The organism is Luteolibacter arcticus, assembly GCF_025950235.1.
Taxonomy (GTDB): domain Bacteria; phylum Verrucomicrobiota; class Verrucomicrobiia; order Verrucomicrobiales; family Akkermansiaceae; genus Haloferula; species Haloferula arctica.
Map to the genome: position 1 here is coordinate 181,336 of NZ_JAPDDT010000009.1, position 13,011 is coordinate 194,346.

Annotated in this window: 18 protein-coding genes and 2 pseudogenes; 9 read left to right on the forward strand and 11 right to left on the reverse strand. The window is 62.5% G+C overall.

Annotated features, from left to right (window positions below; all coding sequences use genetic code 11):
• Positions 1 to 233 precede the first annotated feature (233 nt).
• Positions 234 to 542 (reverse strand): hypothetical protein, encoded by a 309-nt coding sequence (locus OKA05_RS19385; protein WP_264488843.1) that lies wholly within the window; start codon positions 540 to 542, stop codon positions 234 to 236.
• Positions 543 to 777: 235 nt separating this feature from the next.
• On the opposite strand from OKA05_RS19385, the gene OKA05_RS19390 reads away from it, so the two are divergent.
• Positions 778 to 2,070: an esterase/lipase family protein gene (locus OKA05_RS19390; protein WP_264488844.1), complete on the forward strand. Its 1,293-nt coding sequence runs from the start codon at positions 778 to 780 to the stop codon at positions 2,068 to 2,070.
• Positions 2,067 to 3,725 (forward strand): SulP family inorganic anion transporter, encoded by a 1,659-nt coding sequence (locus OKA05_RS19395; protein WP_264488845.1) that lies wholly within the window; start codon positions 2,067 to 2,069, stop codon positions 3,723 to 3,725. The genes OKA05_RS19390 and OKA05_RS19395 overlap by 4 nt, the downstream gene beginning before the upstream one ends.
• A 19-nt stretch (positions 3,726 to 3,744) precedes the next feature.
• On the opposite strand, the gene OKA05_RS19400 is transcribed toward OKA05_RS19395, so the two are convergent.
• From OKA05_RS19400 to OKA05_RS19410, 3 genes are all read right to left on the reverse strand, one after another.
• Positions 3,745 to 4,788, reverse strand: a complete 1,044-nt coding sequence (locus OKA05_RS19400) for a LacI family DNA-binding transcriptional regulator (protein WP_264488846.1) — start codon at positions 4,786 to 4,788, stop codon at positions 3,745 to 3,747.
• Positions 4,789 to 4,885: 97 nt separating this feature from the next.
• A complete protein-coding gene (locus OKA05_RS19405; protein WP_264488847.1) occupies positions 4,886 to 5,290 on the reverse strand; it encodes a hypothetical protein in 405 nt (134 codons plus the stop codon).
• Positions 5,291 to 5,294: 4 nt separating this feature from the next.
• Positions 5,295 to 6,155, reverse strand: coding sequence for a TIGR02587 family membrane protein (locus OKA05_RS19410; RefSeq protein ID WP_264488848.1), 861 nt, complete (start codon positions 6,153 to 6,155; stop codon positions 5,295 to 5,297).
• Positions 6,156 to 6,297: 142 nt separating this feature from the next.
• On the opposite strand from OKA05_RS19410, the gene OKA05_RS19415 reads away from it, so the two are divergent.
• Positions 6,298 to 6,531 carry a hypothetical protein gene (locus OKA05_RS19415; protein WP_264488849.1) on the forward strand — a complete coding sequence of 78 codons (234 nt, stop codon included), beginning with the start codon at positions 6,298 to 6,300 and terminating at the stop codon, positions 6,529 to 6,531.
• Entirely contained in the window at positions 6,528 to 6,779 is a 252-nt protein-coding gene (locus OKA05_RS19420; RefSeq protein WP_264488850.1) for a hypothetical protein, read from the forward strand. Before OKA05_RS19415 ends, OKA05_RS19420 begins: the two co-directional genes overlap by 4 nt.
• A 101-nt stretch (positions 6,780 to 6,880) precedes the next feature.
• Here OKA05_RS19420 and OKA05_RS19425 read toward each other — a convergent pair whose 3' ends face one another.
• Positions 6,881 to 7,318 (reverse strand): DUF2383 domain-containing protein, encoded by a 438-nt coding sequence (locus OKA05_RS19425; protein ID WP_264488851.1) that lies wholly within the window; start codon positions 7,316 to 7,318, stop codon positions 6,881 to 6,883.
• A 204-nt stretch (positions 7,319 to 7,522) separates the two neighbouring features.
• On the opposite strand from OKA05_RS19425, the gene OKA05_RS19430 reads away from it, so the two are divergent.
• Positions 7,523 to 8,707: a PQQ-dependent sugar dehydrogenase gene (locus OKA05_RS19430; protein ID WP_264488852.1), complete on the forward strand. Its 1,185-nt coding sequence runs from the start codon at positions 7,523 to 7,525 to the stop codon at positions 8,705 to 8,707.
• Between the two features lie 2 nt (positions 8,708 to 8,709).
• Here the strand turns inward: OKA05_RS19430 and OKA05_RS19435 are convergent, their stop codons facing one another.
• Complete coding sequence (locus OKA05_RS19435; protein WP_264488853.1) at positions 8,710 to 8,973, reverse strand: metallothionein; 264 nt, start codon at positions 8,971 to 8,973, stop codon at positions 8,710 to 8,712.
• Between the two features lie 151 nt (positions 8,974 to 9,124).
• On the opposite strand from OKA05_RS19435, the gene OKA05_RS19440 reads away from it, so the two are divergent.
• From OKA05_RS19440 to OKA05_RS19450, 3 genes are read left to right on the forward strand one after another with little or no spacing between them, the layout of a single operon-like run.
• Positions 9,125 to 10,225, forward strand: a complete 1,101-nt coding sequence (locus OKA05_RS19440; RefSeq protein ID WP_264488854.1) for a DNA topoisomerase IB — start codon at positions 9,125 to 9,127, stop codon at positions 10,223 to 10,225.
• A gap of 50 nt (positions 10,226 to 10,275) precedes the next feature.
• Complete coding sequence (locus OKA05_RS19445) at positions 10,276 to 10,512, forward strand: hypothetical protein (RefSeq protein ID WP_264488855.1); 237 nt, start codon at positions 10,276 to 10,278, stop codon at positions 10,510 to 10,512.
• Positions 10,509 to 10,793 (forward strand): DUF1737 domain-containing protein, encoded by a 285-nt coding sequence (locus tag OKA05_RS19450; RefSeq protein WP_264488856.1) that lies wholly within the window; start codon positions 10,509 to 10,511, stop codon positions 10,791 to 10,793. The genes OKA05_RS19445 and OKA05_RS19450 overlap by 4 nt, the downstream gene beginning before the upstream one ends.
• Before the next feature lie 200 nt (positions 10,794 to 10,993).
• Here OKA05_RS19450 and OKA05_RS29465 read toward each other — a convergent pair.
• A pseudogene (locus OKA05_RS29465) lies at positions 10,994 to 11,083 on the reverse strand (histidine kinase dimerization/phospho-acceptor domain-containing protein); the annotation flags it as partial.
• Between the two features lie 91 nt (positions 11,084 to 11,174).
• Positions 11,175 to 11,222 (reverse strand): annotated as a pseudogene (locus tag OKA05_RS29550) (hypothetical protein); the annotation flags it as partial.
• A gap of 73 nt (positions 11,223 to 11,295) precedes the next feature.
• Between OKA05_RS29550 and OKA05_RS19460 the strand changes: the two are divergent.
• On the forward strand, positions 11,296 to 11,436 hold the full coding sequence (locus OKA05_RS19460) for a hypothetical protein (protein WP_264488858.1): 141 nt from the start codon (positions 11,296 to 11,298) through the stop codon (positions 11,434 to 11,436).
• Positions 11,437 to 11,487: 51 nt separating this feature from the next.
• Here OKA05_RS19460 and OKA05_RS19465 read toward each other — a convergent pair whose 3' ends face one another.
• From OKA05_RS19465 to OKA05_RS19475, 3 genes are all read right to left on the reverse strand, one after another.
• A complete protein-coding gene (locus OKA05_RS19465) occupies positions 11,488 to 11,910 on the reverse strand; it encodes a response regulator (RefSeq protein ID WP_264488859.1) in 423 nt (140 codons plus the stop codon).
• A 122-nt stretch (positions 11,911 to 12,032) separates the two neighbouring features.
• Positions 12,033 to 12,371, reverse strand: coding sequence for a hypothetical protein (locus OKA05_RS19470; RefSeq protein ID WP_264488860.1), 339 nt, complete (start codon positions 12,369 to 12,371; stop codon positions 12,033 to 12,035).
• Positions 12,372 to 12,414: 43 nt separating this feature from the next.
• A complete protein-coding gene (locus tag OKA05_RS19475) occupies positions 12,415 to 12,933 on the reverse strand; it encodes a fasciclin domain-containing protein (RefSeq protein WP_264488861.1) in 519 nt (172 codons plus the stop codon).
• Between the last annotated feature and the right edge of the window lie 78 nt (positions 12,934 to 13,011).

The following is a 13,011-nucleotide window of genomic DNA, read 5'->3' on the forward strand; positions in this document are numbered from 1 at the left end:
TCGCCGGGGCTGGAATCCGTTTCCGCTTCCCTCCCTTGTCGCTTGCGGCGACTAGAGCCAGAAGTCAGGTCGTGCATTTCGCCCCTATTATCAGAACCAGACTGTCGACGCAAAGCTTCGATTTCCCCACGGTCGGAATTCCCGCCTCTCCCGGGAGCGAGGGCCGAATGGATTGGCCGTAAGCCGCTCGCTGGCAGCAATTGCCGCGCGCTGTTAGATGCTCCGTGGCCGCGTCATCTTTTCGGGAGAAAGCAGGTCATCGAGCTGCTCCTTGCCGAGCCAGCCCTTGGCGAGGACGAGGTCATATACGCTGCCGTCGTCACCGTGGGCACAACGATTGCCGGAGCGGCACCCGCGGGAGCCGGTTCCGCCGGAGGTGCCGCTGGCGCGGGTTCAGCGGCCGTCTGTTCCTCGCTGCGTTCTTCCTCCAGCACGGCGATCCGCGTCTTCAGCTCGCCGATGGTCTGCTCCATCGCCGCGAGCGACTTCTTCATGTCATCCACCTCGTCACTTCCTCGGGCAAGCGGCGACACGACAGCCATGGCCACGAGGACCTGTCTTGTTAGATAATGGGCGGGACGGGTGAGATATCCGCTCGCCCAGTCTTGGTGTCCGGGAAAGTTCCAAGCTATCAGTGTCGTGATAAGAAATCCCCACACCATCGGCGAAGGGTTTGCCGTGCTACCAAAGTAGCATGCCCGTCCGTCACCGCGGGCTGGACGGAGCGGCACCGGGCGGTGGCAAACTCCCCGAACCAAAGCTCCCGCCCATCCCCGCATGAAGTTCCCTACCCTGCTGCTCGCGCTGATCCTCCCACTGCTTACCGGCTGCGCGAACTTCCGCCGCCTTGCCGCCGACATCAAGCTGCTCGACGAGCAATATCGTATCTACGGAGTAGTAGAGAATGCCGACCTTCTGAAGGTGCCCGTGCACGCCGTGGTGATCGAGTGGGACCAGCAATCGAATCGCGTCTTCTCCGGCGACCGCATCGACCTGCCCCCCGGCGGTGCCTTTGCCTTCTCGGTGAAAAGCCCGCTCCACCAGCACGTGCTCGCCTACGCCGACAGCAACCGCAATAGCCGCTACGAGAGCGGCGAACCGCTGTGGATTCATTCCGGCAAAGACGGCCAACCTGCGGCCGTTACTTTCGACAGCTCCACCCGCCGGGCCCGCGTCCAGGGACGACTCGACAAAGCCACGCCGCCCCAGGAACTTCGCGACGCGCTGACCACCTATCTCGGCGGACGCACCGTCGAGGAATCGGTCACCCACCAAGGCGTCCGTCTCAGCGTGGGAGAAGTCGCCCGGTTGGATGACCCGCGCTTCGCCTCGCCCCGTGGGGAAGACGCCCTGTGGGCACCGGCGACCACGGCCGTCACCACCGGTTTCGGGGTCTATTTCCTTGAGTCCTATGATCCTGCCCGGACGCCGGTGCTCTTCGTCCATGGTGCCGCCGGCTCGCCGCAGGATTGGCGCCAGGCGATGGAACACATCGATCGCCGCCGCTACCAACCGTGGTTTGCTTTCTATCCCTCCGGTGCCCGCCTCGAAAGCTCCGCCCAAGCACTCAACGAGGGCGTGAAGCTCCTCCACGAGCGCTATGCTTTCCGCCGTTTGCACGTCGTCGCGCACAGCATGGGCGGACTCGTTTCGCGACGCTTCATCGAGAAGAACGTGCTCGGCGACGGCAACCGCTATATCGACACCTTCATCACCTTCTCCTCGCCATTGGGCGGACACGAAGCCGCCGCACGGGGCGTGAAACGCGCACCCTCGGTGGTGCCGTCGTGGCGCGACATGGAAACCGGCTCCGACTTTCTCGACCACCTTTTCGACCAACGGTTGAAGGGCAAGGTGAACCACCACCTCTTCTACAGTCATCACGCGAAGCGCTCGCTCTTCTTGCCGGACGAGAACGACGGCTCGGTCAGCGTGGCCAGCCAGCTTCGCCCGGAGGCAAAAGCGGACGCCGCCAGCGTGCAGGGCTATGACGAGGGTCACGTCTCCATCCTCTCGGGCCGCGCACCGCTGACCCGGGCGAAAGAAATCCTCGACGCCGCCACGCCATGAACTTGCCTGTCCCCTCTTGGCTCCGCGCCTACCCGCGCGATTGGCTGCGTGGGGACATCGTCGCCGGTATCACCCTCGCGGCCTATCTGATTCCGGCCGGTATCGGCGATGCCTCGCTCGCTGGCCTACCGCCCGAGGCCGGCCTCTACGCTTGCCTTTTCGGCGGGCTCGTCTTCTGGCTGTTCTGCGGGTCGCGCCATACGGTGATCACGGTGACCTCCGCCATCTCGCTGCTCATCGGAGCGTCACTCGCCCCGATGTCTGAAGGCGACCCCTCCCGCCATGCCGCCCTTGCCGCCGCGACGGCACTCCTCGTCGCGGTCATCGCCTTCGTCGCGTGGTTGGCCAAGGCCGGCACCATCGTCAATTTCATCTCGGAGCCGGTCATGATCGGCTTCAAGTGCGGCGTCGCCCTGTTCCTCGCCAGCTCCCAGTTGCCGAAGCTCTTCGGCTACAAGGGCGGCCACGGCGACTTCTGGGAGCGCAGCGGGCACTTCTTCAAACACCTCGGTCAAACCAATACCGCGGCGCTGCTCACCGGCCTCGCCGCGTTGGCGGTCTTGATCCTCGGCAAGATCTTCCTCAAGAACAAACCGGTCGGACTCTTCGTGGTGATCGGCAGCATAGTCGCGGCCACCTTGTTAGATTTGCAGAAACAAGGCGTGGCGATGCTTGGCAATGTTCCCCAGGGACTGCCGGCGCTGGGACTGCCCGAGGTAAGGGGAAGCGACCTTAACGAACTCCTGCCACTGGCACTCGCCTGCTTCATGCTCGGCGCTGTCGAGACCGCCGCCATCGGCCGAATGTTCGCCGCGAAGCACGGGGCGCGCTTCAACAGCAACCGGGAATTCCTCGCCCTCTCCTTCTCTAACCTCCTCGCGGGGCTAGGACGCGGCTTTCCAATCAGCGGCGGCATGTCGCAGTCGCTCGTGAATGAAAGTGGGGGCGCTCGAACGCCACTCTCCGGCCTGATCGCCGCTCTGATCGTGCTGCTGGTCGCCCTGTTCCTGTCGGGACTCCTACACAACCTGCCGCAGCCGGCGCTAGCCGCCATCGTGCTCGTGGCGGTGGCGGGACTCTTCAAGGTGAAGGCATTGAAGCGGCTTTGGCAATATGACCGCCCGGAGTTTCTGGTCGCCATGGCCGCCCTCGCCGGCGTCCTTTGTTCCGGCCTTCTGCGCGGCGTCCTGCTCGGGGCAGTGATCTCGATGGTGCAATTGATCCGCAGCGCGTCAAAGCCCCACGTCGCGGTGCTGGGCCGCATTCCCGGCACCCGCCGCTTCTCCGACAGCGCACGCCACGAGGACAACGAACCGGTGCCGGGCGTCTTGATCGTCCGGCCGGAATCCGGGTTGGTCTATTTCAACATCGACCACGTCCGCGACCACATCACCGCCGCCGCCGACACCGCCAAGCCAAAGCTCGTGCTGCTAGATCTCTCCGCCGCACCCCGCGTCGATCTCCAAGCCGCGGAGACCATCGGCGCGCTGCACTCGGAACTTGCTGCGGCGGGCATCCGGCTCCAGATCGTCGAAGCCCGGGCCTCGGTTCGCGACAAGCTGCGCCTGGAGGGTTTGGACGAAAAGACCGGCACCATCAACCGCCACACAAGTGTCGCCGATGCCGTCGATTCGTTCACCCATGGCACGGCCTGACGTCAGTGCAGTGGAAAATTCAAGTCGTCTGACCGACCAGAAGCGTCGGCCGGTACGCCACTGACGGCAAGAGGCTGTCGGAACCGCTCCGGAAGAGTTCGAATGCCATCTCGGCGGCCCGTTTTCCCATCTCGTAAGCGGGGATCCGCATGGTGGTGAGGCGCTGCCAGGAAGACAACGAGCCGTAGTCGCCATTGAAGCTGGCGATCGCCAGGTCCTTGGGCACGCGGGCGCCGCGGTCGTAGGCGGCGCGACCGACGAGATTGGCGAGATCGTCGTCATAGGCGATCACCGCGTCATACTGGCGGATCACCTCCCAATCCGCGGGCGACACTTCGACGTCGAGGCCGACCACGCCCTTGGAGGTGACGGTGTGGCAGGACACGGGAAGCTTGGCCTTGCGCATCGCCTTGCGGTAGCCGCTCTCACGGTCGCGAGCGCTGTGGTGCATCTTCTTCACCGGCGCACCACCTTCGACGTGGCGGTGGAGAAAGCCGACGCGCTGGTAGCCCTTCTCAATGAGATGACGGGTGAGTTCACCGGCTGCCCACTCGTCATCGACATACACGGAATTCGTCTCGTGGCGGTCGTTGAGGAAGATGACCGGCAATCGCGCGGCCTGCACCTTCTCGAAGATCTGGCGGGCGATCTCGCTATAGCTCTCGATGACCAGGGCATCGAGATTCCGCTCGCTGAAGACGGCAGGCATGGCCTTGGTGATATCTTCCACGTCCACGGGAAGCCGGATCATGGTGATGCGGGAGCCTTGGACCTCCGCCACGTCGTGGACGCCGGCCAGGTAGCCAGCAGGCGAGCAGAGGAAGAGGCCGGTCTTCGCGGTGAAATAGCCGATCGTGTCGAAGCTGTTGGAGCGGATCGAGCGCGCTCCCGCGTGCGGCTGGTAGTTCAGCTCGCCGGCCACCCGTTTGACCCGGTCGATCGTCTCCTGTTGGAGCTTGATGTTCGACTTCGGGTGCGGCCGCAGCGCTTGCGATACCGCAGCCGTGCTCAGGCCGGCGGCTTTGGCAATGTCCTTGATCGTCGCTCTACGGGGCGGAGTCATGCGCGGCAATCCCACAGGGCGGGCCGTGGCCCGTCGATGCTTTTTCCCCGCGGTCCGTGGCATGTAACCAGCCTCTCCGGCATGGAAACGGCAGCGCTCACGGCTCCGCGAACCCGACGCCCGTGATCCGGATGTCTCCCGTCTCCGCGGCATCCGGAAACGAGACCTGCCCGCGTCGTGTCCCGTGACGGGGCACGAAATCAAGCATCACGCTCGCCTGATGCCCGATGCCTCCGGCAGTTCTGGTGACCTCCACTTTCACCTCACTCGCCGCGATGTCACCATGGTTGGTCACTTCCACGACGACGGTCACCAGGCGTTCCTTTATCTCCGGTTCGCCTAACTTCGCGGATAGCGCCGGGGGCTGGTCCTGCCATCCCGCTGCTGCCACTGCGAGAACCGCGATCATGGAAATGACGAGCAGACAGGAAAGCCCGAAGACCGTCCATTCCAGCGCATTCTTGCCCTGATCCCGGATCTTTGATGTCTTGCGTTCACTCATGGTTTCAAGAGGGAGAGCGGCTTTGGAGGAGCAAGCGCCCGGCCGAGGCACCAAGGGATGCTGGCACCCCCACCACCACACACATGGCAAATGCCAGCCACAGCGGCTGGCCATCAAAGCGGCCGAAGAAGAACAGGCAGCCGGCGCCCCCTGCCAGCGCCACGGCGTAGGTGGTGACCACCTCACGGAAATGCTCCATACGCGTCTCCCTTCGCACGTGGCGGTCCGCGCCATGCATCCTCGAATAGCTCAACGTCCAGGCGGCACCCAGTATCGAGACGACTGCCATCGCCAGGATGCGCTCCGGCGAACTAACCATGGCAATGATCATCACCTCGTCGGTCGCGGCAACGTTGGCGGCAAACAACACCGCACCGCACAGGGCGATGGCCACCTGCGGCAAATACTCCCCCTCGTCTTTCCCAGCCGGCCCGCCCATCCCTTCGTCGCCATCCTCGTTTGCGCCCAGTTGCGACGTGCCGACCGACACCCCGATCGCCACCGTCATTCCCTCCATCACCACCTTTCCGGTGATTTCATTGGTGCCGCTTTGCAGGTCGAGTTGACCGGTCAGCCATAGCGTGAATGCGGCGATTACCAACCCCAAGCCCATCTCTTCGATCGAATCGATGACAACCTCCGGGAACGTGGCGTCGCGCCGGAGTCCAGCAAACCGGTTGTAAAGCAGCAGCAGCGCGAAGGTCGCCAAGACGTAGAGCAGAATGCGCCAGGGATCGAGCAAGAAGCCCGCCCACCACACCTCCATGGTGTAGAGGAGCGGCAGGGAGAAAATGAGTCCACCGGCAATACCCCGGCCATACTCGAGCGAAGACTCGGCAATGGTCCGCTGGTGGCTGAATTCCATGAAGGGTCGGGGGAGTCTGCTCGTCCCCATCTAGCAGATTCCGGCCCGTTCAACAACCCGCCTGAAAATGCCTGTACGAAGGGCGGTGGGCCGCACCCGGAATGTGATCTGCTGGAAGAAGGAGAACAACCCTATCCCAGCCATGCCAAAGGGAGACAAATCCAGCTACACCGACAAGCAGAAGCGCCAGGCCGAGCACATCGAGGAAGGCTACGAGGAACGTGGCGTCCCCAAGAAGGAAGCCGAAGCCCGCGCCTGGGCAACCGTCAACAAGATGGATCACGGCGGCAAGAAATCCGGTTCGGGCCGTGGCAAGAAAGTGAACAAGGAGCCGGCCCGCAAGGGCAGCAAAGCCTCTCACGCCAAACACGCATGAATACGAAACCTAAATCCGAAGGTCGCCTCCAAATCGCTCGCGAGGATTGCGAGGTCGGCGACTGGGTCGACGTTGCCGCCGTCCCGGAATGGTCCGCGGAGCTGTCCACCCACGTCTTTCGTCGCGAGGGGATCTCCATATCGCCCGGGGATGGCGGCATGGGTGGGCTTCTGCCATCGCAACCGGAGAAATGGAGCTTTGTCTCCGCGCGCCGGGACAGTCAGCCTGTCTGGTTGCGCGATCGCTAGACTGGTTGCGCGATTGCTAGAGCCGCTCCGCAAAACAAAACGCCGGGCCACGTCTTAGCGCGGCCCGGCGAATACGCTGTCGCTGAGAGCAACGGCGTCGTTTACCTCGCCCTCAATCTCTCGAGGGCGGCGATGTGTCCCGATAGCGGAGGAAGGAGTTCCTGCCGGATCACAGCCTTGATCTCATCCATGACATCGGGGTTGCTGAGTGCTTCCTCGTACTCGTTCACGCCGTGTTCCTCGCCCTGCTGGAGCGCAGCCAACGCGGGCGATTCACCGAGCAGCTTGGCAGTTCCTTCCACGGCTTTCGCAAAGCTGCCCCAGGCACCAGAGTCAGTAGCCGCTTCAGCGCCCATATCCGAAAGATGCTCGCGCAGGCGGGATGCACTCTTTTCGTGGTCGCCGGCGATCGCGCGGAGGGCGGTCCGTTCGGTCTCGCCCTCGAACTTCTCCAAAGCCTGATTGTAGGTTTCGATCGCTGAGAGTTCGCCTTTCAATAGGCTGTTGCAGACATCGATGCATTCGTGAGTCGCATTCATGATTTCGTTTGAGGTGTCGTGCGGCATGATTGCCGTAGCCATCCCTTCCAGCAGACCCGATACCGCACGCAAACCAAGGGGTCTGCGTCTGGGAAGAACCTCACCCCGGTGCAAGGTGCTCCGTCATCAGAGGCATTCTGCATTTGGTCGGCGTCATGGCGGTTTGGTCCGGCACCTGCGATAGCGGTTTCCATCGATCATTCCATGAGAACTCCGTTCGCTCTATTCACCCTCCTGCTGCCCCTCGCGGCGCAGGAAGAAAAAGCTCCCGTCTCCATCACCGGCAACGTCTTCCGACCACCTCTGGTTCCAGCGAGCGAGGAGAGAATCACCGGGCTCAAAGTGGCGGAGGGATTCACCGTCACCGTGTTCGCCAAGGATCTGGGAAAACCCCGCATGATGGCAGTCTCTCCCGAGGGGCGGGTCTATGTCACACGGCGCGGTGAAAACGGCGACGTCCTCATGCTCCAGGATAAGGACCGCGACGGACTCGCGGAGGAACCGACGACGGTGCTATCGCTACCCCACGTGCATGGCATCGCGATACGTGAAGGCACGGTCTATCTGGCTGCCATCCGTGAGGTTTACGCCGCTCAACTCCGCGAAGACGGGAGCTTCGGGCCACTGAAGAAACTTTACGTCGATCTGCCCGATGCGGGACAGCATCCGAACCGGACCTTGGGCTTCGGCCCGAGCGGATCGCTCTACCTCTCAATCGGCAGCACCTGCAACGCAGCCCCTGAGCCCAACATAGAGAGCGCAACCTTCGTGGAGCTTGAGACCGACGGCAAAGGCCGGAGAATTCACGCGGCGGGCCTACGGAACACAATCGGTTTCGCGTGGCATCCTGAAACGCTGCGGATGTATGGCGTGGACCACGGCATCGATTGGCTGGGAGATGACGCCCAGCGTGAGGAGCTGAACGAGATCAAATCCGGCAAGAACTACGGCTGGCCCTTTGTCTTCGAAGATGGAAAGCCAAACCCGGCCCGGGACCCGAAGGAACACAATGGAAAGTCGTGGGCGGAACACGCCAAGGAATGCGAGCCCAGCCTGCTGACCTTGGAAGCCCACAGTGCGCCGATGGCCATGCTGTTTCCTTCCGCGAAGCAGTTCACCAAGGACTTCCACGGCGATGCCTTGGTAACACTCCACGGATCGTGGAATCGCGGGAAACCGAGCGGCTACAGCGTGATGCGGCTCCGCTTCAAAAACGGTGAACCCGAAGCCTTCGAGGACTTCATCACCGGGTTCTACCTGGAAGGCGACAGGAGCCACTTCGGCCGCCCCTGCGGACTTGCCGAGTGGACGGACGGCACGGTGCTAATGAGCGACGACAGCGGCGGCGTCATCTACCGCATTTGGCGCTCGAAGGAAGCACTGGAGTAACCCTAGAGAGGCACCTTTTCCTCCTCCGCGCGGTCCGCATTGTCGACGATGCCCTCGGCGCCCTGCTGGCGCGAACAATGCCCGCAGCAGTAGATCGTGCCATCCACCTCAACCCCGTGGCCGATGATGCGGCAATCGCAGTGAGGGCACGTAGGCGCAAGAATCTGGATGGCGCACTCGAAGCAATCGAAGGTATAGGTCTCGCCGTCGATCGTGACGTCGATGCACTTGTCGTATTCGTTTCCGCAGCATTCGCAGGTCTTCATGGCAGATGCAGCATCGCACGCCACATGCCGGTCGTGCTTGTGTTCGCAGGTCGAGAATCCGGCCTCCGTGCCGTGTCGATCTGCACGGCCGGACGGCTCTTTGCACGACGAGATAGCTGGCGCGTCTCATGCGAGGTGAAATCGAAAACCAATGGGAAGACTGGTCTTCACTCACGACGGAATGCCGGGCTACCGGAGGAAGCGGGCGGGACGCGGCTTTTGCTACGAGCTGCCCGATGGAGCCCTGCTACGGGACAAGGAAGAACGAACCCGCATCTCATCGCTAGCCGTCCCCCCCGCCTATGAGGACGTGTGGATCTGCATGCTGGAGAACGGACATCTGCAGGCGACCGGACTCGATCAACGCGGACGAAAGCAGTACCGCTATCACCCGGAGTGGCACCGCATGGCCGGCGACCGCAAATTCCTGAACCTCGCGGGGTTCGCCAAGGCCTTGCCGGGGATCCGCCGCAAGGTGCGGGCGGCGTTGCACGACGACGGGCTCGAGCGTGACCGCATCATCGCTGGAATCGTGACCCTCCTCGACCTCACCGGCTTTCGCATCGGCAACCACCGGTATGTCCGCGAGAACCGCAGCTTCGGACTGGCATCGCTGCTCACGCGCCATGCCCGCGAGACCGATGATGGATGGTGGCTCCGATTCAGGGGCAAGGCCGGCAAGGAGCATCGTGCCCGGATCAACGACGCCCAAGTGACCGCACTGGTCCAAGAACTCCAGGACCTGCCCGGGCAATACCTCTTTTGTTACCGCGATGGCCGCCGCTGGCGACCCATCGAATCCGGCGACGTCAATGCGTGGCTGAAAGAGATCAGCGGAGGCGATTTCACCGCCAAGCAATTCCGGACCTGGAAGGCGACCGTCATGTGCGCCCGCGAACTTGGCCGCGATCTTCCACCGGAGGGGAAAACCGCACTCAAGAAGGCGGAGACCATCGCAATTCGCACCACGGCGGAACGCCTCAATCACACGCCCGCCACCTGCCGGAGCTACTACATCCATCCCGCCATCTTCCGCGCCTACCGGAGCGGTGACCTCTACCAGCGCATGCAATCCCCCCCTCCCCGACTGCGGAAGTCCGACGGAAGCGCTCTGCTCCATGCTGAAGAGCGCCGGGTGCTGGCGGCAATCGAGGCCCATCCGCCCCGCCTCAAGCGGTCGCGGGTCACCGCGGCCGAGAAGCTGGAATGCATTCTGCGAAGAAGCTTGAAGAAACCTCACCGCCTACACTGATGACCTCAAACGATCCAAACCAACCGCTCCCGCCAGCGTCCCGTGGTGCGATGGCACCTCCTTATGTGGACGAGGATGCCAATGAAGCCTTGGTCGAGCAGGGCCTTGAAGCCGCGGAAGACGAACTCCGCGACGTGGTCGCCGCCTCCTACGAGGAAGGCGCTCGCGAAGCCGCCGACCCGGAGCAAATGATGGATGACATCGATTACCGGGAAGCGGAAGATGAGGAAGGCGCTCCCGAGGTCGAAGCCATTCATGGGGAAGCCGTGCCCGAAGAGGAGGAATGATCGTCTTCGAGCAATATACGGTCGTCACTTCCGACGACCTCGGGAAGTTTGAGGACCGGATCAACCAGCTCCTTTCGGAAGGCTGGGCCCTTCAAGGAGGCGTGGCGGTGTGTCCGATGACTCAAAGCTCCGAGTCCTGCATTCATATGCAGTGGAGTCAGGCGATGGCGCTACCTTCCCGAAACGTCCCGGCGGTGAGCTTGCAGGAAGAGGAATTTCCATTGCCCCGATCCGCAGAACTCCACCGGATCGGCGAGTTGCCCTCTGCCGACCTGGGCTGACAACGTCCCGCTTGGAACCCTTCCGCAGTCTGACTATAGAAGAATCCGAAACGCACGCAGAGTGCGAATCCGATTCCTCACGTGCAGAAACCCCGTGAAGCCAGCATCGCAATCTATTCCTGCGGGCCAGCGGCAAAGATCGAGTCCCCCGGACCCGCTCGATCCGGCTCGGATATCCCGCCCGCCATCTTCATCACCTACAGGCCGGTGCGGATCGGGGCGAGCGGGTTGCGCAGTTCATGGGCGAGCGTGGCGAGGAACTCGTCCTTCCTGCGGTCCGCGGCCTGCAGGGTCTAACAAACGCCAGCGCATGTAGGAGCCGGCGAACGAATGTGTGATCGTTTCAAGGAACTCCAGCTCGTCGGCATCGAAGTGCGTGCGGGTGCGGCTGGCGAAGGATAACGTGCCTAACAGCTCGCCGCCCGCCATCAGAGGATTGCAGGCGTAAACGGAAACCCCGTAGCTCTTCACCAGCGAGGCGAGCGCATTTTCCGACTACTGGATGCAGGTCACCACCATCGGCTCGCGGCGCTGTGCGACCATGCCGTGGAGCCAGTCCATTCACCTCGTAGCCCTCACCGGCTGGGGCAAGACGGCGACCGCGAAAAGACCCGGGCCGCCGGCTTCGACCGGCATCTCGTGAAACCCGCCGACCCCGAAGCGCTGCGCATGCTTCTCGCGTCCACCTCCTGAATCAGGAGAGTCCCCCTTGGAAATCGCGAATCACGGCACGCAGGTCATCCGGGCGGACCGGCTTCGCCATATGATGGTTGATGCCGGCTTCGGCACACGACCGCTTGTCGTCATCCTGATCGAGCCCGCTGAGGGCGATGATGATGATTCCCGCTCCATCCGGCTGGCAACGGATCCGGCGCGAGGCCTCGAGGCCATCCATTTCAGGCATGCCGATGTCCATCACGATCAGGTGCGGTTGGAAAGTGGCCGCCAGATCCACTGCCTTCACCCCGTCGTACGCGACCTGAACCACATGGCCTTCCATTTCGAAAAACATGGCGAGGATATCGGCAGCATTCTTGCCGTCATCCACAACTAGGATCCGCAGACTGCCTTGAGGCAAAGTGACCGGCATTTGGCGCTCCGCTTGCACAATCGTCATGGCATCTCCTTTCCTTTGAAAATCACCATGAATTAAAGCGCCTTTTCCCTAGGGCTTTCAAGTATTCACTACAGCGTGTGCAAATTGCTCGCCTTGACGCGCCTAACGGGCGATTTGCCCTCTCAATCGGACGTGTGGATCATGAGGATCTTGTCGGTGGGGATCCAGTTCTCGGAATTGCCTTCCTTCAAGACACACCAGTCGTCGGAGAGCCGGATCAACTGGCCCTTTGCAGTGCCGTCCGCTTCGAATCCCGACACTGCATTTTCGCCCGCCGGACGCGACTCCCGCGAAGCCTGGGGATCGACGGAAACGATGCATTTCCGACCAAGCGGAAGATCCACCTTGGCAGGTGCGGAATTCGGGACAGCCGGAGTCTGGCCTTGCAAGTTCATCAGGGCGAAGCCGCCGAAGGCAACGGCGGAGGCAATCAGGAGCGTGGTCAATTTCATAGGTTTCATGGAGTTCACCCTCTCCCCAACAGAATCCACGCCACCGGCACTCTCACTCGTTATCGGGCTCAAGGACCATGTTGATCACATGAACGACACCATTGGTCGCTCCGAGGTCGCCGGCCACCACTTCACCGCGGCCAACCCACACCACACCCTCGGTTTGCTTGAGCACGATCCGGCTACCTTGCAGAGTCGTAACCTCCGCGGTGGAGATTCCCGGCGTCGGCAGGGGGCCGCGGATAATGTGATATTGGATTACGTCGGCGAGCTTTCCGCGGTTCTCCGGCTTCGACCATTCGGTCATCGTGCCTTCCGGCAAGGCGCGGAATGCATCATTGGTAGGTGCGAGAACGGTCCACGGACCATTCCTCCGCAGCGTCGCTTCTACGCCCGCTGCCTTGATCGCATCCGCGAACAGCGACAGGTCCGGCCGTGAGGCGATAACTTCCAGAACGTCTTTGGGTTGCTCCTTGGGAACCACCGGGCGCACCGGTTCGTTTTGCGCCAAGCCCGCGCCTAGAACCAGCGCGGCGGCAACTGCTGAAATGGATGTTGTTATAGTTTTCATGGGGATACCTCCTTGCCCTTAGTCCAGCAGATCGCGGGCAGATCTCCCGGCGGCGTGACGATCGCATGCATCTGCCCC